This is a genomic window from Mesorhizobium sp. M0615, from assembly GCF_040320805.1.
Classification (GTDB): Bacteria; Pseudomonadota; Alphaproteobacteria; order Rhizobiales; family Rhizobiaceae; genus Mesorhizobium.
In genome coordinates this window covers 343,690-365,356 of the sequence record NZ_JAMYQI010000003.1, presented here as the reverse complement: position 1 = coordinate 365,356, position 21,667 = coordinate 343,690, and the positions used below count along the sequence as shown (strand labels likewise).

Below are 21,667 nucleotides of genomic sequence, written 5' to 3'. Positions count from 1 at the left end.
ACGCGGGGCGCGTTGTCGCAGCAGATGGGATCAAACCGTCAGCGCCCCGACACCCCCATGACGAAACGGCAAAAGGGGAACGTTTGTCCACAATTGTCAGCAGCGGCATTGACTTCCGAGCCTGCGCACCGACATTCAGCGCAATAATAATCCCCGCCTCTTTCAAACAGTCGTTTTCGGCCTCATGTCTTCCACTAATTTGCCTTCCATCATTTCGATTTCCGGGGTCACCAAGACCTACGCCACCGGCTTCAAGGCGCTGAAGGAAATCAACCTCGACATCGAACGCGGCGAGATTTTCGCGCTGCTGGGGCCGAACGGCGCCGGCAAGACGACGCTCATCTCGATCGTCTGCGGCATCGTCAACCGTTCGTCGGGAACGGTGACCGTCGACGGCCACGACATCAACCGAGACTACCGCGCCGCGCGCAGCCTGATCGGGCTGGTGCCGCAGGAGCTGACCATCGACGCGTTCGAGAGCGTCTGGGCAACCGTAACCTACAGCCGCGGCCTGTTTGGCAAGGCGCCCAATCCGGGCTTCGTCGAAAAGGTGCTGCGCGACCTGTCGTTGTGGGACAAGAAGGACGCCAAGGCGATCACGCTGTCGGGCGGCATGAAGCGGCGGCTGATGATTGCAAAGGCGCTGTCACATGAGCCGCGCATCCTGTTCCTCGACGAACCCACGGCCGGCGTCGACGTCGAACTGCGCCAGGACATGTGGGCGATGGTGCGGCGGCTGCGCGACGATGGCGTCACCATCATCCTCACCACGCACTATATCGAAGAGGCCGAGGCGATGGCCGACCGTGTCGGTGTCATCAACCGCGGCGAGATCATCCTGGTGGAGGGCAAGGCCGAACTGATGCGCAAGCTCGGCCGCAAGCGCCTGATCGTCGAATTGCGCAACCCGCTCACCGCCATTCCCGATGCATTCTCGCACTACGCCTTGGAGCTGTCGGGCGATGGCACACAGCTGACCTACACCTATGACAACCAGAGCGAACGCCCCGGCGTCGCATCGCTGCTGCGCGAACTCGAGACGGCCGGCATCCAGTTTCGCGACATGGACACGCAAAACAGCTCGCTCGAGGAGATCTTCGTCAATCTGTTGAGGCAAGAGCCATGAATTGGCGAGCAGTATGGGCGATCTACCGGGTCGAGATGGCGCGTGCGTTCCGCACCGTGCTGCAGAGCATCGTCTCGCCGGTGATCTCGACATCGCTTTATTTCGTCGTCTTCGGCTCGGCCATCGGCTCGCGCATCACCGAGATTGACGGCATCAGCTACGGCGCCTTCATCGTGCCCGGCCTGATCATGCTGTCGCTGTTGACGCAGTCGATCTCCAACGCCTCCTTTGCCATCTATTTCCCGAAATTCGTCGGCTCCATCTACGAGCTCTTGTCGGCGCCGGTGTCGTATCTGGAGATCGTCATCGCCTATGTCGGCGGCGCCGCGACCAAGTCGATCATCCTCGGCTTGATCATCCTGGCGACGGCCTCGCTGTTCGTGCCGCTCACCATCCAGCATCCGTTCTGGATGCTGGCCTTCCTTGTCTTGACGGCGGTGACCTTCAGCCTGTTCGGCTTCATCATCGGCATCTGGGCGAAAAGCTTCGAGCAATTGCAGCTGGTGCCGCTGTTGATCATCACGCCGCTGACCTTCCTCGGCGGCAGCTTCTATTCGATCAACATGCTGCCCGAGACCTGGCGCACGGTGACGCTGTTCAACCCGGTCGTCTACCTGATCAGCGGTTTCCGCTGGAGCTTTTACGGCAAGTCCGATGTCTCGGTCGCCGTCAGCCTGGGCATGACGACGGTGTTCCTCGCCATCTGCATCGCCATCGTCGCCTGGATCTTCCGCACCGGCTACCGGCTGCGCAACTGACCCTGCCGCTCTAAAGCGCGTCGCGTTTGAACGGACTCAGGCGACGCGCATTAGGTCTTTGTTTTTATGCATGTCGTTTGCTCAAATCGGGACCACTTTTGAGCGACATGCAAATAGGCGATCGCCCGTGCGCCGGTCAAATCAACAGTTTTGCTGAGGGCAAATTGGCCACGTTGGCCGCCACGGTTCTTGCTAGATCGCCTTGATGAGGCGCAGCAACCCCAGCATCTCGATCAGCCTGCCTTGGCGGAAGGCGATGTAGGTCGGTTCCTCGATGCCGTGGAAGCGGCGCTTGAACGCCGCCTGGCCCTTGAGGTTGAACTTGCTGCGGTTGACCCAGGGCGACTCATAGGCCCGCGCGAAGGCGTTGCGCCAGAAGCTCGATTCGGCAAAGCCGTTGGCTCCGACCTCGAGCATCGGCGACAGGCCGAGCGTGACGACCGAAATGCCCTCATTGCGAAACCGGTCGACGGCGAATTTGGTCAGCCCGATTTCGGCATGCGGCGAGGCATCGATGTGCTTGCGCTTGAACGAGGTGGTGTAGCCGATCACCTTGCCATCCCGGAACATCGGATCGAAATCGAGCAGAGCGACGAGCTCGCCTTCCGGGCTGTAGAGCACGAAACGGCGCATATCGATGCCGAGATGATCGGCAAAGGGGCGGTTGAGGAACGCCATCTCCCACCGCTTGACGATGCGGTCGGCCCGCCAGTTCTGTGACAGGCGCTGGACCTCGTCGAGATAGACCGCTCCTTCGCCAAAGGAAAACCCCTTCTTCAACAGCCAGCGTTCGGAATACCGCACGGTTTCGTTGCGCTTGCCGGAAAAATCGTGAGCCGGCAGTTCCAGCCGCGTGTCGACGCCGAGACGGTTGACCTGGTAGCCGAGCCCGGCCAGAACGCGCGCCGTCGGTTCGCCGATCTGCACGAACCACGGGCTGTCGGCGGCTTCGACAAAGCGCCTGATATAGTCGGGCCGATCGGCCGGATGGGCCACCGGGTCACCGAGCGCGAAATGGTGCTTCATCTTGGTGCCGAAGGCGATGTAGCCGTCGGCGTCGCCGAAATAGGACAGTTTTTGCTGCACGGCGGTCGAATAGGCCAGCGAGAAGTCGCCGTGCTGGCGGACAAGCGCCAGCCGCTCGACATGCGAAAAATCCTGGCGCGGCACCTTGGCTGCGGCGCCCTCCAGCAGTCTGTCGAGAAAGATGCGCAAGGAGGGCATGGTCGAGCTTCCGCGTGCCGATGATAAACAGAGGCTTGCCCCCAAGGCCTCGAATCAGTCGCATTGACGCGACCTCATTATCGATCATATCGCCCCTGTGCCATATGGGACGTGCCATATAGGACGGGTCCCCATGGCGCACCTGAAAGGAAATCTCGACCGAATGGCGGCTACGACAAGCGAAACGATGCCTATCGTCCTGGGGCCGAAAGGACCCGACTATACGGTTATCGTCATCGGCGCCGGAGCGGCGGGGCTGGCGGCCGCCGACGCGCTTGGCCGGCGCGGCGTGCGGGTCGTCGTGCTTGAAAAGGAGCCGCGGATCGCCGAACCGTGGCGACGGCGGCACGAGAAGCTGACCCTAAACACGCATCGCGCGCTGTCGACCCTGCCCGGCCTTGCCTATCCGCCCCGCACCGCCGCCTTTCCGAACAAGGATGCCATCATCGGTTATCTCGAGGATTTTGCCCGCGCGCGCGGCATAAGGGTCGAATTCGGCACCGCCGTCGAGCGGATCGAACGCAGAGGCAATGGCTGGCTCGTCCATACGGGCCGGGAAACGCTGAGCGCCCGCAATGTCATCGTCGCCACCGGCCGCGACCGCTTGCCATGGACGCCGGACTGGCAAGGCAAGGCGACTTTCACCGGCAAACTTAGCCACGCCGCCGATTTCGGCACAGCACAGGACTATGTGGGCAAAAGCGTGCTGGTGGTCGGGGCCGGAAATTCCGGCTTCGACGTGCTCAACCACCTCGCCCGTGCCGACACCAAGGCCATCTGGTTGTCAGCCAGGCAGGGTCCGTCGCTGATGCCGAAACGGATCGGCAAGGTCGCCGTGGCGCGCTTCGGCGGTTTCATGGCGATGCTGCCGACGTGGATTGCCGATGCCGCGATTGCCGCGACGCAGCGGCTGGTGTTCGGCGACCTCGCCCGCTTCGGCCTGCCGCCGGCGCCGAAAGGCGGCGCCAGCCGGCTCGGCGTCGAGCAGATCGCGATCGCCGTTGACGACGGCGCGGTTGCCGCGCTGAAGGCCGGATGGATTTCGGTGGTGGCGCCGGTGGCGGCTTTCGAAGGCGCCGGCGTGCGGCTGAACGACGGCACGGTGCTCGAGCCGGATGTGGTGATCGCGGCAACCGGCTATCGCACCGGCCTGGAGGCCATGCTGGGCGATCTCGGCGTGCTCGACGCCAAGGGCGTGCCGAAGGCCAATGGCGGCACCCCGAGCGGCCAGCCCGGCCTGTGGTTCATCGGCATGCGGCCAAGCCTGACCAGCTATTTTCACAGCGCCGGCCTGCAGGCCGAAGCGATTGCCCGTCAGATCGCCAAGGGGTGTAGACGAGCGCTTCTGGACGGAGAACCACCGCGCACTTCGGGCTGCTGCTATGGCGCGGACTAGTGGTTCAACGCATCTGCAAGACGGATCGAATATCCTGGCGATTGGCTGAAACGCCGATCCCGTCGTCATCCACGGGCGAAGCAAGGAGCGTAGCGACGGCGCAGACCCGAGGATCCATGCCGTGACTTCTGAACTACGCTGCGTTGCAGGTTCTGCTCCGCTGCTTCCACGGCCAAGGCATGATCCCTGGGTCTCCGCGACGGAGCTTCGCTCCTGCTTCGCCCAAGGACGACGAAGTTGAGATGCTTGCGGCCAACCTCCAAAGCAGGCGCTTGAACTCGTTCATTGCATCGTTATATAACATGTTATGGTTATCCAGGAGACGGACCACCCATGGAAGACATCATTCGATCCCTTGGCTACCTCACCCTCGGCAGCAGGCTGAAGCGCATCGGCGAGCAGTTGCAGGCCGATACGCAGCGCATGCTCGATGGGCTGGAGGTGCCGGTGCAGTCCAGCCAGTATCCTCTGCTGGCCGCGCTCGACCGGCTTGGGCCGCTGCCTGTCGGCGAACTGGCGCAGTCACTGGGGATCACCCAGCCGGGGGTGACGCGCAGCGTGGCGCTGCTGGCCGAGTTGGGGCTGGTCGAGGCCGCGCCATCGAACGACGACCAGCGCCGCAGGATGATCTCGCTGACCGCGAACGGCCAGCGCCTGGTCGATAAGGCGAAGCGGGACGTTTGGCCGCGCATCGAGAACGCCGTTGCCGACTTGTGCAAAGGCCTTGCAGGGCCGCTTCTCGAACAACTCTCGGCAATGGAGGACGGCCTGGCGGCGGCCCCGCTCGACCGCCGTGTGAAACAGGATGTCGCGCCATGAGCCATGTCCTCGATCGTCCGGTCTGGAGCGCGCTCGACACGCGGCATCGGATCTTTGCGTATGGCGACAGGCTCGCCAGGCGCTATCCCTCCTCGATCGTCCCCTTCGCGGCTTCCGGGGCAGACGACGCTGAGAGTCTGCAGGCGCTCGCAAGCCTCATTCCTGCAGGTGAGAGCGTGTTCATGCTCCAGGCGGACCCCGTTGCCTTGCCGCCGGAACTGACCGCGACCGTGACCGCCTTCGGCGTTCAGATGGTTGCCGAGGCGCCATTGCCTTCCGTGTCGGACGAGCGTGTGCAGCAGCTGACGCAGGACGACGCGGCCGAGATGCTTGCTTTGGCGTCACTGACCAAGCCCGGCCCGTTCACGCTCAAGGCGCTGAGCCTCGGCGAGTTCTGGGGCGTGAAAATCGACGACCGGCTGGCGGCGATGGCCGGCGAGCGCATGAAGCAGCCCGGCTACAGCGAACTCAGCGGCGTCTGCTCGCATCCCGAATTTCGCGGCAGCGGCCTCGGCCGGCTGCTGTCGGTGTTCGTGGCCAACCGAATTTTTGCGCGCGGCGAAGTTCCCTACCTGCATGCCTATGCCAGCAATGCCAACGCGGTTGGATTGTACGAATCCATCGGCTTCAGGCTGCGGGCAGAGATGAATGTGGCCGTCGTGCAGCGCGCCGGCTAGAGCGTTTCACCGTTTCACGGAAACGGCGAACCGCTCCTAGGCCTTTATTTTTACGCAATTCCGGACGGAAAACCGCTTCACACTTTTCCTGGAATCGCTCCAGGCCGCCTTGCGGGCCTCAGGCTGATTTCGGCTCCAACCGGCGGAAACCCACGGTTTCCATAAGCATATCTTCCTCGACCATGCCGGCATTGTGCAGCGCAAGCAGGTTCAGCGCGATCTCCCGCGCCTCCGCCGAATCGGGATGCACGTCGCGCCTGCGGCAGGCTTCGTCGAATACGCGTTGCAGCCTGGCGATGTCGTCGGGTTTCAGCAGGCCACGGTCATAGACGGACTTTGGCATGGCACTCTCCTCCAGAAGAGGTGGGGCGCCATGTTTAAAAGTCCATTCTTTTCCAATGCTTGAGCGCAGCTGCCTGGGTTTGCACGAATCCGACCGAGCGTGGCAGTCAGACCGCGATCGCGCTGCCATTCATTCAGCACCTCGGCCGTGGCCTGTTCCGCCGCAGTCTGCTTGACGTGCCGCCACGCTTGCGAAACAAGAGCTGCCACAAAGGACAGCGAGGCACAAAAGTGAGTTTCTGGGGACTGGCGCAGCTCGTCATTTCGACGGTGATCTTCCTGCTGGCGGCCATCGCGGCCAAGCAATGGGGGCTGGCGCCAAGCCTTGGCAAGATCGTGCTGACACTGGCGCTCTATACGGCGGGCAATCTGATGATGCTGCGGCTGGTTCGTGAGTTCGGCATGTCGGTGTCGTTCAGTCTGTCGGCGGTGATCCAGCTGGTGGCGGTCAATGTGGTGGCGCTGGTGTTCTTCGGCGAACGCGTCAATGCCTTGCAGGCGACCGGCATCGTGCTGGCCATCGCGGCGGTGGTGCTGATCTCGCTCGGGCCTTACCTGCAGGGGCGACTGTAATCCGATGAAGACCCCGCGTGCGTTCACCAACTGGCTTGAATTTCCGGTGCTGCTGGCCGGGCTGGTGATAGCCGCCGGGCTGTGGGGCTTCGAGGAACTGATGGAGGTGGCGCGGGCCACCACGCCGCACGCTTTCGATACTGAGATCCTGCTCGCTTTCCGAAAAGTGGGTCAGCCGGATGTTCCCGTCGGCCCGGCATGGCTGGAAGGCGCGATGCGCGACATCACCAGCCTCGGCAGCTCCAGCGTGCTGGTGCTGATCGTAACGGCGGTGATCGTCTACCTCCTGCTGATCCGTAGGCCGAGGACGGCGCTGCTGATCTTTGTCGCGGTGGCCGGCGGGCAGCTGCTGTCGACCTTGCTCAAGGCCGGCATCGACCGGCCGCGCCCCGATCTTGTCTCGCACCTGGCCAACGAGACGTCGCTGTCGTTTCCCAGCGGCCACGCGATGCTGTCGGCGGTGACCTATCTCACGCTAGGCTCGCTCGCAGCGCGCTTCCTGCCGGGACGAACGACGAAAATCTATGTCCTCAGCCTGGCGGTGCTGGTAACGCTGCTGGTCGGCGTCAGCCGCGTCTATCTCGGCGTCCACTGGCCTTCCGACGTGCTGGCGGGATGGTGCGCCGGCTTCACCTGGGCGACGCTGTGCTGGCTGGCGGCGCGAATGCTGCAGCGGAACAAGGCGGTGGCCGATGGCAACGAGCCCGAAGACTGACGATCCGGAGCGACATTCAAATCAGCCGGTTGATCAGCCCGTGTCCGCAGCCTGCCAGCAGAAAAACCGCCGACAGCAAGGCTGCCGACGTCGTCAAGGTCCTGAAAATATTCAACTGATATTTCCCCGCCAGTAAGAGCCAAGGCGGTAGCGTAGCATGCTCATCCCGTATCCCGCCATCCGGCTTTGTGGAGAGATCATGTTTCATGCATGCTTTATGATGGTTGAAACATCACTATGATTGTATTACACGTCGTCTCCGCAGACTCAGACGGGGGTTCCGACCGATGATCACTGCCGCCCAGATGCGCGCCGCGAGGGCGCTGGCCGGCATCGATCAGAAGACGCTCGCCGAGCGTGCCGGCGTTTCGCTTCCGACAATCCAGCGCATGGAAGCGAGTGACGGCGTGGTCAGGGGTGTGGTCGATACGCTGATGAAGGTTATCCAGGCTCTCGACGAGGCCGGGGTGGAGCTCATCGGCGAGAACCAGACCAGCGAGCGCGGCGGCCGGGGCGTGCGCCTCAAGCCGGTCGCGCCGCCGAACCCGCAAGGCTGAGCCGGCATATAGTCGCGACGGCGACCGCCGACAGTCCTGCCGACGATCCCGCCGCCTTCACGCAAGCGGAAGGCAGTCCATGGATCAGATCCGGCGGGCAGTGCATCAACCGGCCCAGAAGTCGGCAAAGCCGACATTTTCAGAGCTGTTCACGCCCAAGCTGGTGACGGTCTGGCGCGAAGGTTACCGCCTGCCGCAGTTCAAGGCCGACTTCATGGCCGGGCTGACCGTCGCTATTGTCGCGTTGCCGCTGTCGATGGCGATTGCGATTGCTTCGGGCGTGACGCCGGAGCGCGGCCTGTTCACGGCCATTGTCGGCGGCTTCATCGTCTCGGCGCTCGGCGGCAGCCGCTTCCAGATCGGCGGCCCGGCCGGCGCCTTCATCGTGCTGGTGGCGGCGACGGTGCAGCGCGAAGGCGTCGACGGACTGCTGCTGGCGACGATGATGGCCGGCATTTTCCTGCTCGCCATCGGCTATCTCCGGCTCGGAACCTATATCAAATTCATCCCTTACCCGGTGACGGTCGGCTTCACCGCCGGCATCGCAGTCATCATCTTCTCCGGCCAGATCGTCGAACTGTTCGGGCTGAGGCTTGCCGGGCCGGAGCCCGGGCCGCTGCTGCCGAAGCTGATGGCGATCGGCCACGCGGCCGGCACGCTCAACATCTCAGCGACGCTGGTGGCGGCGTTGACCATCGCCACCATCGTGGGGGTGAAGCGCTGGCGGCCCGGCTGGCCGGGCATGCTGATCGCCGTCGGACTGGCCTCCCTTGTCGTGGCGCTGCTTTCGCTGCCGGCGGAAACGATCGGCACGCGCTATGGCGGCATTCCGCGCAGCCTGCCGTTGCCGGCACTGCCGGGACTCAACCTCGACAAGGCGATTGCGGTGCTGCCGGATGCGGTGGCTTTTGCGCTGCTCGGTGCCATCGAATCGCTGCTCTCGGCCGTGGTCGCCGATGGCATGACCGGGCGGCGTCACCGTTCCAATTGCGAACTGGTGGCGCAAGGCTTTGCCAACATCGCGTCTGCCCTGTTCGGCGGCATCTGCACCACCGGCACCATCGCCCGCACCGCCACCAATGTGCGGGCCGGCGCGCATGGGCCGGTTTCCGGCATGCTGCATTCGCTTTTTCTGCTGGTCTTCATGCTGGTGGCCGCACCAATGGCGAGCTACATCCCGCTTGCCGCCCTTGCCGGGGTGCTGGCGGTTGTCTGCTGGAACATGTTCGAGAAGCAGGCCTTCGCCACATTGCTGCGCGCTTCGCGCGGCGACGCCCTGGTGCTGATGGCAACCTTCCTGATCGTCGTCTTCCGCGACCTCACCGAAGGCATCGTCGTCGGCTTCGCACTAGGCTCGATCCTGTTCATTGATCGTATGGCCAAGTCGATCGCCGTGGAGGCGGATTTGCCGCTGGTGCAGGACGATGTCGCCGACAGCAGCGGCCGCGCCTACGATGCAAGCGAGGCAAGCGACGCCGACACCGTCGTCTATCGCATCTCCGGCGCCTTCTTCTTCGGCGCCGCCTCGACTGTCGGCACGGTGCTCGACCGCATCGCCGACCAGCGCAAGAACTTCATCCTCGATTGTTCGGCGGTGCCGTTCTTCGATTCCACCGCGGCCAATGTCATCGAGGGCGCGGCGTACAAGGCGAAACGTGCCGGCGTGCGTTTCATCATCGCCGGCGCCTCGCCGCAGACGCGGCGCATGCTGATCAACCACGGCGTCAAGCGGCCGCTGGTGACCTTTGCCGCTTCGATCAAGGATGCGCGGGCGCAACTCAAAGCCGCGCCCGCTGGCTGAGCCGGCAAGTGTGCGCCGTCAGTCCAGGCTCAGCACCGCGATCTCACCTTCGTTCATCAGCGGCACGAAAATCCGCGTGCCATCTGTGCCGATGTCGGCGCTGCCCGGCTTGAACTGCTCTACAGCCTCCGGCGCCTCGCCGACTTTGTACCGATAGAGCGTGCCGGTCATGAAGGCGGTGGCGTAGATCCTGTCGCCGATGGCGACGACGCCATCAAGGTCGGCAAAGTTTTGTGCGCCAGGCAGCGGCGTCACGGCTTTCGTCGCGAGATCGACCGACAGCAGGCCCCCGGGCGCGGCAGTGCTGAAGTCCGGCTTGATACCCTTGCCCCACGAGGCCACGATCAGCCGGTCGCCATCGGCAAAGATGCCGTTGGGCGCGGCGAGCTTCGCATCCTTCACGAACAGGTCCGGCTTGTTGCCGTCGATGCGGTAGATCGCATCGGCCAGCATGTCGGTGACATAGACCTTGCCCGATGAGTCCGATGTGACGTCGTTGAGGAAGACGGCACCGGGCACATCGATGGTCGAGACCAGCTTGCCGCTGGCGAGATCGACGATGCGCACCTTGGTGATATCGGCGACGTAGAGCTTGCCGCCAGAGATCGCCGAGCCCTTCGGTGCATCCATGCCGGCGGTCCAGTGCCGGCTAACGACCTTGCCGTCCAGCGACAGCACCGAGAGATAACCGTTGCCGTCGGCCTCCCCGGGATTGCCGACGATGTTGGAGACGATGATGCGATTGTTGGCGGCATCGAACAGCGCCGATTCGGGTTGCTCGAAGCCCGAGGCGCGCCAGAGTTCGGCGGCCTCGGCGGCAGGCACAAGCGCGATACCGAAGGCGGCGAGACAAATGGAGGGGATGAGGGTTTTCATGGCCAGGTCTCCTGTGGTGGATGGCGGAGAGCTAGGAGTTTCGATACTTTTCCGGAAAGGGCGATTCGAGCTAGTATCGGAAACCGATACGAAATGGCGCAAAAGAGGTGCATCCCATGAACGGCCTGATCTTCGAGGCGCTGAAGCGGACGCTGAAAGCCAAGGGCGTCACCTATCGTGAGCTAGCCGGGCGGATGGGCGTTTCCGAGCCGACGGTGAAGCGCATCTTCCACGAGCGCAACTGCAAGCTCGACCGTCTCGTCGGGATCTGCGCTGCCGCCGGCGTCGAGCTGGAAAACGTGCTGGGGTCGATGAACCGGGGGCCGGGACCGGTCAACCGCATCGCGCCAGAGGTCGAGCGCAAGCTTGCCGGCCGGCCGGCGTTGCTGTTCATCTTCGTCATGCTGTCGGAGAAATTCACGCCCGAGGGCGTCATGCGCTCGCAAGGCTTAAGCGAAGCGTCGATGTTCCTCTATCTGCGCGATCTCGAAGCGCTCGGCCTCATTGCGCTGGGCAGCGGGTTGTCGGCACGGCTGCTGGTCGACACACCGATCCAGTGGAATTTCGAAGGGCCGCTCAGGCCGCTATTCGAGATGACAAACAAGAATTTCATCGGCTGGGCGATCACCCATCTGGAGCGGGAAGCGACCTTCGTCTCTTTCTCCAGGCGGATGCGGCCGGAGACGGCGGAGATGGTGAAGCGCGAGGCGGAGGAACTGGCCGAGCGCGCCAAACTGCTCGCCCATCACGACCAGCACACGACGCCGGAAGACGGGCTGACCGGCTACAAATGGACATTTGCTTTTGGCGCAACCCCGTTTCCGGCGATCATGCCGATCGGCCCGCACCCCAGGGATGCCGGTGCGTCCGACCGGCCCACCGCTCCGGCAAAGGGACGCCGCCCGTTGCCGGCTTGACGCGCCAGCCGCGTTTCAAAAACGAAACCATGATAGAGTTCGCGCGCTGATTTGCCAGACTGTACGGGGCGGGTTTGCCGAATGCGTGACCGTCCCCGCAAAATCGAAGTGATCCTATGCCGACCGCGCCAACACTTGAACTTCGCCGCTATTCGCGCCTGAAAAATTTGCGGGAGCGCGCAGAACGCCAGGGTGCTGCATTGCAGTTCTGGGCGCGCACGGCATCGCTCGCCGTGATCTCCTGCTTCTTTTCCTTGATCGGCCGCTGGGATGCCTCGCTGCTCTTCGTGCTGGCGGGCCTAGCGCTGTTCCAGCTCGTCGGCCTGATCCAGTTTCGCTTTGCGCGCCGTCGCAACGCGCCATGGTGGATCGGTTACCTCGTCGGTACGCTGGACATCATTCTGTTGACCGTTCTGCTGGTAACGCCCAACCCGTTTTCCCGCGAGGTCGCGCCGGCTGCGATGCAACTGCGCGAGGGCAGCTTCAAATTCCTGCTGATTTTCGTATGCCTTGGCGCGCTGACCCTTTCGACGCGATTGGCGCTCTATCTCGGCGCGCTCGCGGCCTTGACGTGGACGATCGGGGTGGGATGGGTGGTTTTTCATGCGGGAACCGTCATTCCGGCAACGAACCTCTATTCGCTGCCGATGACAGAGCGACTGAATCTCTATCTCAACCCCAATTTCGTCGATACGTTCGCGCAGGCGACCAATGTGTTGGTTGTCCTGATTATCGGCGCGATCATGGCTCTGGTCGTCTCCCGTTCCCGGCATCTGTCGGAAGACTATGTCAAGGCGGAGCGCGCCCGCGCCAATCTCGCCCGGCATTTTTCGCCCAATGTCGTCGACCAGCTCGCCTCGGATGACGAGCCCTTCGGTCCGGTCCGCCGGCAGGATATCGCGGTGCTGTTCGCCGACATCGTCGGCTTCACACACTATTCCGAGGATCATCCGGCCGAAGCAGTGTTCGAACTACTGCGTCAGTTCCACCGTCGCATGGAGCAGGTCGTTTTCGACCACCATGGCACCGTCGACAACTATATCGGCGATTGCATCATGGCGACCTTCGGGGTTCCGCAAGCCAGCCATGACGACGCAACCCGGGCCATCCGGTGCGCTGAAGCGATGATCGCCGCTATCGAAGACTGGAATGTCCAGCGTGTGTCCAGGGGATATCCGCCGCTGGACGTTCGGATCGGTGCACAATATGGCGCCGTCGTCCTCGGCGCCGTCGGCAGCGAGCGCAACCTGTCCTTCGCGGTGGTGGGCGACACCGTCAACGTCGCCAGCCGTTTGCAGGCGCTCTGCCGGGAACTTCAGGCGAATATTTGCTTTGGGTCACGACTGATTGAGGCCGCGAAGGCGGAATCGCCAACGACACGGTTGAATGCGCGCGATCATGGACCGGTTAGCATCCGCGGCCGGGACGAACCGGTCCATGTCTGGGTCGAACACAGGGCCGAAAACCAGGGCGCTATTGCGGTTTCGGCGTGATGCAGGCCGCCATGTGAGACGCCTGAACCTCATGACTCAGGCCGAAGCCATCACGTGTCTGAGGCGATTGCGCCAGCCTTCGCGGCTGCGGCGTCGGTGCCTGCCTTGTCCTCCCAGGTCACCGCCCGGTAGTCGAACCCAAATTCCAGCGTCGGTTTCACGATGCGGAAGAAGGGCGACAGGTCGAAGTCGCGCGGCGTGTAGAGCGAGTGGTGGCGGATGTGCAGGATTTCGCGGCGCGAATAGTTCGACTGCGCCGAGGCGCGGCCGGGCGCGCGGGTGATCTCGGGCAGGATCGGGTAGCGGATCTCACCATAGGCTTCGGCGATCAGCGTCGAGCAAATGGCGCGCGTCGGATCGCCGGAACCGAAAGCCAGCATGCGGCGGCGCCAGCGCACCGGCACCGGTGGCGTCGGCAGGAAAAAGCGCAGCATGTCGAAGATGTTCTTGAGATCGTATTTCAGGCCGAGCTTGCCGATCATGAAGGCGACAACATGGTCGCGGTCTTCCGGCGCCAGCCCGCTCGCCCGGCAGATGCGGGTGTTGTAGGTGCGGTAGCGCGACAGCGGCACGGCGACACAGCCTTCGCCGAGCGTGACTTCGATCAGCCGACGCCGTTCCGATCCGTCCTCCGGTTCGGACAACGCATCGCCGATATAGAAGGCCGCATGCGACCAGGTCGACTGTGTCAGGTATTTGATGGCCGCGGAGATCTTCTGGTTGCCTTCGATGAGCAGGATGTCGCCGGGTTCGAGCGTGCGCCGCAACGTCTCGGCGTCGGACGGCGTGTAGGGCTCATAGCCCGAGGATTCGTCCTGCAGCCGGCCGGCAAGCCAGCGGCCAAGTCGGTCGAGAAGCGTGTCGCGCGGCGCGGTCATGGTAAAGTGTGACTAGCACGAGGTGACGTCCTCGGCCATGATCAACCGACCGGGACCTCTTTCGACAATACCGGGCCGGCGAGGTCGTCGCGCGCATTGCGCGCGAGTTTCTTTGTCGAGCGCTTGGGGCTGTCGCCGAACAGCTCGGCCGCTCCGGCGAGGCAGCTCTTCTTCAGGCTTTTTTCCGAGCGCTTCAAAAGCTTGCCAAGAAGCCTTGTGTCCTGCGCATCGCCGAGCGGCTCACCGTCGGCCTCGAGCAACACGCGCATGACGAAGACGTCGTGCAGTTCGCCGAGCCTTTCGCCCAGTTCGTCGACCGCCTTGCGCCGCACCTTGATCGGCGTCGGCCACAGCCGGCCGAGCAGCGACAAATGCATCGAGTGGGTCTTGGCAGCCTTGCGCAGATCGTGGAAATCCTCTGCTTCGCCGCGCGATCCCGCCCGGTCCAGCGCCTTCCTGGCACGGCGCAAGGTCTTGCGAGCGCCTTCCGCAAGCACATCGGCTGCATGCTCAGGCAGATCGGGGAGCAGCAGCCGCTCGATCCTGATGAGGCCTTCCTCGCAGGCGGCGGTGGCCGCGCCTATGGCGGCGTCGAGGCCGGCGCCGGCATGCATTTCATGCTGGCGGGCAATCAGCCGGTCGCGCACGCTGTCGAGGCCGCCGCCGGCAACCTGCTCGGGAAAGGCGGCTGCCAGCCGGTCGACGGTCTCGACCAGCGCGGTCGCCTCGCGCGGCCCGGCAAGCAGCGCCGCCACCTGACGGTAGCATTGGTTCTCAGTCCGACAGAATGTTTCATTTCCGGAACGGACCAGCCGCAGCAAGGCGCGCGCGCTCTTCAGCCGCTTGCGGCATTTGTGCAATGCCTGCTCCGGCTGGTCGCGCGCGACGGCCAGATGGGCAAGCGCCTTGCCGATCTCCTCGCCAAGGATACGCCTGACCTCGCCGGTCAGCGGCAGGCGCGGATCGATGCGAAAGCTCATGCGGCGATCTCCGGAATCCCCCTAGAGCATGATGCCGAAAAGTGTGAAGCGGTTTTCGGACGACATCATGCTCCAACTCTTTTGATTTAGAGCCGGATTCCGATTTTAGGTCGACCCGACCTAAAATCATCCGGCTCTAGGGCGAGCGACGCGTTGTAAAATCTCTGCTCGCCGGTCACTTCGCGGCCGAGCCAATCAGGCAGCATTTCGTCAGGTACATCCTCCGGCGTCTCCAGTTCGGCCACCACAAGGCCGGCTAGAATCCCGCCGAAAACATCGACTTCGTAGAGATAGCCGCGATGCCTAACATGGTGGCGTGTCTTCTCGATGACATGTCCGATGGCGAAGGCCAGCATCTCCTCTGCGTCCGCCAGTGGAATTTCATATTCGTATTCGTCACGCTCGCGGATCTTGCTGCCGAATTTAAGCGTCAGCTTCGCCGAACTGCCGTCGCTGATGCGCACGCGCACGGTGCGGCCGGGTGTTGCGGCAAGATAGAACTGGCGAATGCGTATATTCGCCTCGGCCATTTCCAGCCATTCGGCGCTGGAGACCAGGAACTTGCGTTCGACTTCCTTGCCCATGGCCGCCCACTAAAGCGTCTGCGGCCCGACATGGCAAGCGGCCGTAGATAATCAACTTGACTTTAATCAATCGATTGATTAAACACGCCGACATGATCAAATCCGCGCCCGACAAAATGCCCCGCCAGGAGACATCGCCCGCCGAGCAGACGCGCGCCGCACTGGTGCTGGCCGCGCTCAAACTGTTTGGGCGGCAGGGCTTCGACGGCACCTCGACGCGCGAGATCGCGGCGGAGGCGAAGGCCAACATCGGCTCCATCGCCTATCATTTCGGCGGCAAGGAAGGGCTGCGCGGGGCCGCCGCCGACCACATCGTTGAGACCATCCAGGCGGTTGCCGGCCAGGCGCTCGGCGGCATGCAGCTGCAAGGTCAAGCCAGTTCAGAGACGGCGCGGGCGCAGCTCTCGACCGCATTGGAGCGGATGGTAGGATTTGTCGTCGCCAGGCCGGAGGCGGGCGAGATCGTACAATTCGTACTTAGAGAGTTGTCGCATCCGACGGCCGCCCTCGACCGCATCTATGACGGGGTGTTCGAACCGACGCATCGCCGCCTCTGCCAGATCTGGGAACAGGCGACGGGCGAGCCGGCCGAAAGCGAGGCCACCAAGCTCGTGGTCTTCACGCTGATCGGCCAGGTCATCTATTTCCGCATCGGCCGCGAAGCAGTGATGCGTCGTATGGGCTGGCGCGAGATCGGTAACACCGAAGCCGCCAAGGTGGTGGCGGCGGTCACAAGCAATCTTGGCGCCATACTGGCGGCCCGAAATCCGGTCGCCCGCAAGGAGGGCAAGCGATGAGTTTTCTCTGTTCCCTGCCGCTCGCAGCCCAGCTGTTCGGCGCCTGCGCGCCGGCAGCGCCGCTTGCCGTCGGCTATGTCGAGGGCGACTATGTCTTGCTGGCGCCGATCGAAGTGGCGCAGGTCGAGACCGTCGCGGTCAAGCGCGGCGACCGTGTTGTATCAGGCACGCCGGTAGTGACTCTCGAAAGCGCCGACGCAAAAATCGCCGTCGCCCAGGGAGAGGCCGCGCTCGCCCAGGCGCAGGCGCAGCTGGCCGACCTGCAGATCGGCAAGCGGCCGGAGGAGATCGCGGTGCTGAAGGCCGAGGTCGACATGGCCAAGGCCCAGGCCACGGATGCCAAGCGCAAATACGACCGCGCCGCCGACCTGTTCAAGCGCGGTGCCGGCACGCAGGCCGACTACGACACCGCCGCCGCGACGCTGGAGACCGCCAATGCGCAGGTCGGCCAGGCGCAGGCCAACCTCGCCGTCGGCGGTCTGCCTGCGCGTCCCGAAACGATCAAGGCGGCAGACAATCAGGTCAAACAGGCGCAGTCGGCGTTGGAACAGGCTGAGTGGCGGCTATCGAAGCGCGTGCTGGCGGCACCCTCGCCCGGCCGCATCAATGACGTCATCCGCAATCCCGGCGACACCGCTGGTCCGACCGCGCCTGTCATTTCGATGTTGCCGGACGGTGCGGTGAAGCTCAGCGTCTATGTCCCGGAAAGTGCGTTCTCGTCGATCAAGGTCGGCACGCTGCTTGTCGTGCATTGCGACGGCTGCGGGCCGGAGGTGAAGGCGCGCGTCAGCTATGTCTCGCCCGACCCGGAATTCACCCCGCCGGTGATCTACTCGCTCGAGAACCGGCAGAAGCTGGTCTACCTCGTCGAGGCGCGGCCTGAGGGCAAGGCGCAAGCGCTGCAGCCGGGACAGATCGTCGATGTCGAGCTGGCGGCCTCAAAATGAACGCCATCGACGTTCATGGCCTGGTCAAGCGTTTCGGCGACAAGACTGTCGTCGACCATGTGACGATGACGGTGGCCGAGGGCGAGATCGTCGGCTTTCTCGGGCCCAACGGGTCCGGCAAGACGACGACCATCCGCATCATGTGCGGCCTGCTGACGCCCGACGAGGGCGAAGGTACGGTGCTGGGTTTCAACATCCGCACCGAGTCGCTCCGCATCAAGCGCGAAGTCGGCTACATGACGCAGAAATTCTCGTTCTACGAGGATTTGACGATCGGCGAGAATCTCGAATTCGTGGCGCGGCTCTACCGGCTGAAACCGGTCGAGGAGCATGTGTCGAAAACGCTGGAAGAGCTTGGCCTGACGAGCCGCCGCAACCAGCTCGCCGGCACGTTGTCGGGCGGCTGGAAGCAGCGGCTGGCACTGGCCGCCTGCATCATGCACAAGCCGAAGCTGCTGCTGCTCGACGAGCCGACCGCCGGCGTCGATCCGAAGGCGCGGCGCGAATTCTGGGACGAGATCCACCGGCTGGCGAGCGGCGGTCTGACCGTGCTGGTGTCCACCCACTACATGGACGAAGCCGAGCGCTGCCACCGCATCAGCTACATCTCCTACGGCAAGATGCTGGCCACCGGCACGGTGGACGAGGTGGTGACGAATGCCGGTCTGACCACCTTCGTGCTGCAGGGACCGCGCCTCGACCAGGTCGCCGATGCACTCAGGGACCGGCCCGGCGTCGACCAGGTGGCGCCGTTCGGCGCGACGCTGCATGTCGTCGGCTCCGACAAGGCAAAGCTCGAAAAGGCGCTCGCCGATGTCGAGAAGGAGCACAAGGGCGTCAGCGTAAAACCCGGCGAGACCAGCCTCGAGGACGTCTTCATCCAGTTCATGTCCGGCTCGAAGGACAATATGGCATGAACAGCGTCTTCTCCTTCGCCAGGCTCGGTGCGCTGCTGATCAAGGAATTCATCCAGATGCGGCGCGACCGCATCACCTTCGCCATGATGCTGGGCGTGCCGCTTTTGCAGCTGGTGCTGTTCGGCTACGCTATCAACAACGATCCCAAAAGCCTGCCTGCCGCACTGGTGGCGACCAGCAACGACCCCTACACCCGCGCCATTGTCGCAGCCCTGCAGACGACCGGCTACTACCGCTTCGACCATGTCGCGCAAAGTGCCGAGGATGCCGAATTCCTGATGGCGCGCGGCGATGTCGCCTTCGTCGTCACCATCCCGGCCGATTTCGGCCGCCGGGTGGAGCGCGGCGACAATCCGCAGATACTCATCGAGGCCGACGCCACCGACCCGGCCGCCGCCAGCGGCGCCATCTCGACGCTAAGCAAAGTGGCCAGCCAGGCGCTGCTTCGGGCGCAAGGCATGCAGGAGGCGGCGAGTGAGGCCGCCAGGGGCCAGCTCGATGTGGTGGTGCACCAGCGCTACAATCCGGAAGGCATCTCGCAATACAACATCGTGCCCGGCCTGCTCGGCGTCATCCTGCAGATGACCCTGGTGATGATGACCTCGATCGCGCTGACCCGCGAGACCGAGCGCGGCACGATGGAAAACCTGCTCGCCATGCCGTCCAGCCCGTTTGAGATCATGCTGGGCAAGGTGCTGCCCTATCTTGTGGTCGGTGGCGTCCAGGTGGTGGTGGTGCTGGCGGCGTCGAAGCTCTTGTTCGCCATCCCCTTCACCGGTTCCATGTCGCTGCTGCTTACAGCCGTATTGGTGTTCGTGCTGGCGCTGGTGCTGCTTGGCTACACCATCTCGACCATCGCCCGCACGCAGATGCAGGCGCTGCAGCTGACCTTCTTCTTCTTCCTGCCGTCGATCCTGCTGTCCGGCTTCATGTTCCCCTATCGCGGCATGCCGGGCTGGGCGCAGACCTTCGGCGAGATTTTTCCGCTGACGCATTTTCTGCGCATCACCCGCGCGGTGATGCTGAAGGGCGCCGAACTGCCGGCGGTTGCGGGCGAGATCGCCTGGCTGGTCGGGTTCGTGGCCTTGTTTGCCGGCGTCGCATTGGTGCGGTTCAGGCGCACGCTCGACTGAGCGTTCAGGAATTGAGCGATCGCGGACCGCTGACGAACGGACTGCCTCTGACATAGAACCGCAGCGGGCGGTCCGCATCCTTCGTGATGCCGATGCGGATGCCTTGGCCGATGTCGCTGGCCTGATGCTCGTCGGCTGCCAGCCATAGCGGGCCTTGGCGGCACAGATCGAGGCCGTCCAGCGAACGGTCGATCCGCAATGCCTGGGCGAGCCGCCCCGGCCCGCGCGCCAGGTCGCGCAGGCGCTCCACGCCCCGGTTCAGCCGCATGATGGCGATGCCTTCGAGCGGCTCCAGCGCCCGGATCAGCACGCCGGTGCCGGTGCCCGGCCCCTCGCTCGAGACATTGAGCATCCAGGAGACCCCATAGGCGAGATAGACATAGGCGTGCCCGGGCCCGAGAAACATCGAACGGTTGCGCGGCGTCATCCCGCGATAGCCGTGACCGGCGGCGTCGCCGGTGACATAGGCCTCGGTCTCGACGATACGGCCGCCGACGATGCCTTCCGGCAATTCCCGCACCACGAGCTTGCCGATGAGATAGCGGGCGAGATCGGCCGTATCATCAGGCAGTTCGGCACGATCGAGCGGATGGTGGCTGGTCATGCTACCGCCGCCGTGTTTCAAGGTATCCGTTCGACCCATTGCGCGCGCGACTGCCCCGGCTCGAACGGATCGCCGAAATACTGGGTCTCGCGAACCACCTTGCCATCGACGAACTCCATGATGCTCACCGTATAGGACGGAATCCCGTCATAGGTCAGGACATACTCGGTGATCCAGAGGTCGCCTGACCCGGTGATCCGCCGCACGGCAAAGCGCTTCCGGTTGGGCTGGGCGGCGCGCGACGGCTGGATGTTGTGCCGTCCGCTGATGCGCTCGCCTGACTGCGGATAGTCAAGCACCGCGTCCTCGCGATAGATCTGATGCTCCGTCTCGAGATCATTGGCATCGGAGGCAGCCCAATGGCGATCGAGAGCCGCCCTTATCTCAGCGTCTGCCATATCGGTTCTCAGGCCGCGGCCATGATCTCGGCATAGGTGGTGAAATCGACATTGCCGCCTGACAGCACGACGGCGACGCATTTGCCCGACAGTTCGATCTCGCCTGACGAGAGCGCCGCCAGCGCCACGCAGCCGCCGGGTTCGACCACCAGCTTGAGATGGGCCATGGCGTCGCGCACCGCCTGTGCGGCCGCCTTGTCGGAGACGGCGATGGCGCCGGCCAGGTTCTTGCGGTTGATCTCGAATGTGATCGCGCCGGGCTCGGCGGTGAGGATGGCATCGCAGATCGAGCTGTGGCCGGGCTCGTTGGAAACCCTTTTTCCTTCGATCAGCGAGCGGCGGGTGTCGTCGAAATGCTCGGGTTCAACGGCCCAGACTGCTGTGGCCGGCGAGGCATCCTTGACGGCGATCGAAATGCCGCTCGTCAGGCCGCCGCCTCCACAGGGAATGACGACCGCATCGAGGCTGACGCCGAGCGCTTTTGCCTGGCGCATCAGTTCGAGACCGATCGTGCCCTGGCCGGCGATGATGGCCGGATCGTCGAAAGGAGGCACCAGCACCATGCCCTTGTCCATGTAGGGTCGCACCACCGTCATGCGGTCGTCGCGAAAGCGGTCGAACGGCACCACTTCGGCGCCCATCTTGCGGACATTGGCGATCTTCATCGCCGGCGCGTCGGCCGGCATGGCAATGACCGCCTTGACGCCGAACATGGCAGCCGCCGCGGCGACGCCCTGAGCATGGTTGCCGGAGGAGAAGGCGACGACGCCGCGGCTGCGCTCTTCTTCGCTCAGCGAAGACAGTTTGTTGTAGGCGCCGCGGAACTTGAACGAGCCGGTGCGCTGCAGCGTCTCCGGCTTGAACAGGATGCGGCCGCCGAAGCGTTTGTTGAGTTCCAGCGATTCGATCAAGGTCGTTTCGGCGATCAGGCCGGAGAGCCGCGCGGCGGCGGCATGGATGTCGGCGATGCCGGGAAGCGTGGTCATGGCGAAGTCCTGAAAGGGATGAGATCGGCGCATGGTGCACGCAAAGGCAGGCCACGCACCAACGAAAAAATGTGACCGTTACAAAGTTTGGCGGGCATGAGCGGCGACGAGGGTCAAACTGGCCCACCTCTCCCGCCTTTATCAGCCGGGCCGTATCGGCTAAGGGCGG

General features: G+C 63.8%; 25 protein-coding genes. 15 read left to right on the top strand and 10 right to left on the bottom strand.

The features are described from left to right. Nucleotides 1-199: 199 nt before the first annotated feature. Together NKI46_RS06970 and NKI46_RS06965 are read left to right on the top strand one after the other, a co-directional pair. A complete protein-coding gene (locus NKI46_RS06970) occupies nt 200-1,126 on the top strand; it encodes an ABC transporter ATP-binding protein (protein WP_023692970.1) in 927 nt (308 codons plus the stop codon). Then, the gene (locus tag NKI46_RS06965) at nt 1,123-1,884 is read left to right on the top strand and encodes an ABC transporter permease (RefSeq protein WP_023703863.1); all 762 of its coding nucleotides are present in this window, start codon (nt 1,123-1,125) and stop codon (nt 1,882-1,884) included. The genes NKI46_RS06970 and NKI46_RS06965 overlap by 4 nt, the downstream gene beginning before the upstream one ends. 192 nt (nt 1,885-2,076) lie before the next feature. Here the strand turns inward: NKI46_RS06965 and NKI46_RS06960 are convergent, their stop codons facing one another. Further along, on the bottom strand, nt 2,077-3,108 hold the full coding sequence (locus NKI46_RS06960) for a phosphatidylglycerol lysyltransferase domain-containing protein (protein ID WP_023703862.1): 1,032 nt from the start codon (nt 3,106-3,108) through the stop codon (nt 2,077-2,079). 133 nt (nt 3,109-3,241) lie between these two features. On the opposite strand from NKI46_RS06960, the gene NKI46_RS06955 reads away from it, so the two are divergent. The 3 genes from NKI46_RS06955 (at nt 3,242) to NKI46_RS06945 (ending at nt 6,000) form a co-directional block, all read left to right on the top strand. Continuing rightward, nucleotides 3,242-4,504, top strand: a complete 1,263-nt coding sequence (locus NKI46_RS06955; RefSeq protein WP_352652509.1) for a flavin-containing monooxygenase — start codon at nt 3,242-3,244, stop codon at nt 4,502-4,504. 333 nt (nt 4,505-4,837) lie between these two features. Then, nucleotides 4,838-5,323, top strand: a complete 486-nt coding sequence (locus tag NKI46_RS06950; RefSeq protein WP_023687520.1) for a MarR family winged helix-turn-helix transcriptional regulator — start codon at nt 4,838-4,840, stop codon at nt 5,321-5,323. Next, nucleotides 5,320-6,000, top strand: a complete 681-nt coding sequence (locus tag NKI46_RS06945) for a GNAT family N-acetyltransferase (protein ID WP_023732788.1) — start codon at nt 5,320-5,322, stop codon at nt 5,998-6,000. Before NKI46_RS06950 ends, NKI46_RS06945 begins: the two co-directional genes overlap by 4 nt. A gap of 118 nt (nt 6,001-6,118) precedes the next feature. Here NKI46_RS06945 and NKI46_RS06940 read toward each other — a convergent pair whose 3' ends face one another. Beyond that, a complete protein-coding gene (locus tag NKI46_RS06940; protein WP_023673272.1) occupies nt 6,119-6,343 on the bottom strand; it encodes a hypothetical protein in 225 nt (74 codons plus the stop codon). Nucleotides 6,344-6,573: 230 nt separating this feature from the next. Between NKI46_RS06940 and NKI46_RS06935 the strand changes: the two genes are divergently transcribed. Then, complete coding sequence (locus NKI46_RS06935; protein WP_023681268.1) at nt 6,574-6,915, top strand: hypothetical protein; 342 nt, start codon at nt 6,574-6,576, stop codon at nt 6,913-6,915. A gap of 4 nt (nt 6,916-6,919) precedes the next feature. Then, nucleotides 6,920-7,630 (top strand): phosphatase PAP2 family protein, encoded by a 711-nt coding sequence (locus tag NKI46_RS06930; RefSeq protein ID WP_023687516.1) that lies wholly within the window; start codon nt 6,920-6,922, stop codon nt 7,628-7,630. 16 nt (nt 7,631-7,646) lie between these two features. Here the strand turns inward: NKI46_RS06930 and NKI46_RS06925 are convergent, their stop codons facing one another. Next, entirely contained in the window at nt 7,647-7,838 is a 192-nt protein-coding gene (locus NKI46_RS06925) for a hypothetical protein (protein WP_023755330.1), read from the bottom strand. Between the two features lie 79 nt (nt 7,839-7,917). On the opposite strand from NKI46_RS06925, the gene NKI46_RS06920 reads away from it, so the two are divergent. Both NKI46_RS06920 and NKI46_RS06915 read left to right on the top strand, forming a co-directional pair. Further along, nucleotides 7,918-8,187, top strand: coding sequence for a helix-turn-helix domain-containing protein (locus NKI46_RS06920; RefSeq protein ID WP_023673276.1), 270 nt, complete (start codon nt 7,918-7,920; stop codon nt 8,185-8,187). Between the two features lie 79 nt (nt 8,188-8,266). Then, nucleotides 8,267-9,988: a SulP family inorganic anion transporter gene (locus tag NKI46_RS06915; protein ID WP_352745442.1), complete on the top strand. Its 1,722-nt coding sequence runs from the start codon at nt 8,267-8,269 to the stop codon at nt 9,986-9,988. A gap of 18 nt (nt 9,989-10,006) precedes the next feature. On the opposite strand, the gene NKI46_RS06910 is transcribed toward NKI46_RS06915, so the two are convergent. Beyond that, entirely contained in the window at nt 10,007-10,864 is an 858-nt protein-coding gene (locus NKI46_RS06910) for an NHL repeat-containing protein (protein ID WP_023739824.1), read from the bottom strand. Between the two features lie 116 nt (nt 10,865-10,980). On the opposite strand from NKI46_RS06910, the gene NKI46_RS06905 reads away from it, so the two are divergent. Together NKI46_RS06905 and NKI46_RS06900 are read left to right on the top strand one after the other, a co-directional pair. Continuing rightward, nucleotides 10,981-11,781 carry a helix-turn-helix domain-containing protein gene (locus NKI46_RS06905; protein WP_023739823.1) on the top strand — a complete coding sequence of 267 codons (801 nt, stop codon included), beginning with the start codon at nt 10,981-10,983 and terminating at the stop codon, nt 11,779-11,781. A gap of 116 nt (nt 11,782-11,897) precedes the next feature. Then, complete coding sequence (locus tag NKI46_RS06900; RefSeq protein ID WP_352745437.1) at nt 11,898-13,274, top strand: adenylate/guanylate cyclase domain-containing protein; 1,377 nt, start codon at nt 11,898-11,900, stop codon at nt 13,272-13,274. A 50-nt stretch (nt 13,275-13,324) separates the two neighbouring features. On the opposite strand, the gene NKI46_RS06895 is transcribed toward NKI46_RS06900, so the two are convergent. The 3 genes from NKI46_RS06895 to NKI46_RS06885 form a co-directional block, all read right to left on the bottom strand. Further along, nucleotides 13,325-14,152 carry a C40 family peptidase gene (locus NKI46_RS06895; RefSeq protein WP_023687509.1) on the bottom strand — a complete coding sequence of 276 codons (828 nt, stop codon included), beginning with the start codon at nt 14,150-14,152 and terminating at the stop codon, nt 13,325-13,327. Between the two features lie 41 nt (nt 14,153-14,193). After that, entirely contained in the window at nt 14,194-15,132 is a 939-nt protein-coding gene (locus NKI46_RS06890; protein ID WP_352562441.1) for a CHAD domain-containing protein, read from the bottom strand. Between the two features lie 86 nt (nt 15,133-15,218). Further along, on the bottom strand, nt 15,219-15,716 hold the full coding sequence (locus NKI46_RS06885; RefSeq protein WP_023728787.1) for a CYTH domain-containing protein: 498 nt from the start codon (nt 15,714-15,716) through the stop codon (nt 15,219-15,221). Between the two features lie 92 nt (nt 15,717-15,808). Here NKI46_RS06885 and NKI46_RS06880 point away from each other — a divergent pair, with 92 nt between their 5' ends. From NKI46_RS06880 to NKI46_RS06865, 4 genes are read left to right on the top strand one after another with little or no spacing between them, the layout of a single operon-like run. Next, nucleotides 15,809-16,513 carry a CerR family C-terminal domain-containing protein gene (locus tag NKI46_RS06880; protein ID WP_023748243.1) on the top strand — a complete coding sequence of 235 codons (705 nt, stop codon included), beginning with the start codon at nt 15,809-15,811 and terminating at the stop codon, nt 16,511-16,513. After that, nucleotides 16,510-17,460: an HlyD family secretion protein gene (locus tag NKI46_RS06875; protein WP_352745433.1), complete on the top strand. Its 951-nt coding sequence runs from the start codon at nt 16,510-16,512 to the stop codon at nt 17,458-17,460. Before NKI46_RS06880 ends, NKI46_RS06875 begins: the two co-directional genes overlap by 4 nt. Continuing rightward, complete coding sequence (locus tag NKI46_RS06870; protein ID WP_023673289.1) at nt 17,457-18,377, top strand: ABC transporter ATP-binding protein; 921 nt, start codon at nt 17,457-17,459, stop codon at nt 18,375-18,377. The genes NKI46_RS06875 and NKI46_RS06870 overlap by 4 nt, the downstream gene beginning before the upstream one ends. After that, nucleotides 18,374-19,510: an ABC transporter permease gene (locus tag NKI46_RS06865; protein ID WP_023696062.1), complete on the top strand. Its 1,137-nt coding sequence runs from the start codon at nt 18,374-18,376 to the stop codon at nt 19,508-19,510. The genes NKI46_RS06870 and NKI46_RS06865 overlap by 4 nt, the downstream gene beginning before the upstream one ends. Nucleotides 19,511-19,514: 4 nt before the next feature. On the opposite strand, the gene NKI46_RS06860 is transcribed toward NKI46_RS06865, so the two are convergent. Genes NKI46_RS06860 through NKI46_RS06850 form a run of 3 tightly spaced genes read right to left on the bottom strand, consistent with a single transcriptional unit; the run spans nt 19,515 to nt 21,498 of the window. Continuing rightward, the gene (locus tag NKI46_RS06860; protein ID WP_352745430.1) at nt 19,515-20,114 is read right to left on the bottom strand and encodes a DNA-3-methyladenine glycosylase; all 600 of its coding nucleotides are present in this window, start codon (nt 20,112-20,114) and stop codon (nt 19,515-19,517) included. Between the two features lie 17 nt (nt 20,115-20,131). Further along, nucleotides 20,132-20,512 carry a nuclear transport factor 2 family protein gene (locus tag NKI46_RS06855; RefSeq protein ID WP_352745427.1) on the bottom strand — a complete coding sequence of 127 codons (381 nt, stop codon included), beginning with the start codon at nt 20,510-20,512 and terminating at the stop codon, nt 20,132-20,134. A gap of 8 nt (nt 20,513-20,520) precedes the next feature. Further along, nucleotides 20,521-21,498, bottom strand: a complete 978-nt coding sequence (locus tag NKI46_RS06850) for a threonine ammonia-lyase (protein WP_023673293.1) — start codon at nt 21,496-21,498, stop codon at nt 20,521-20,523. Nucleotides 21,499-21,667 lie beyond the last annotated feature (169 nt).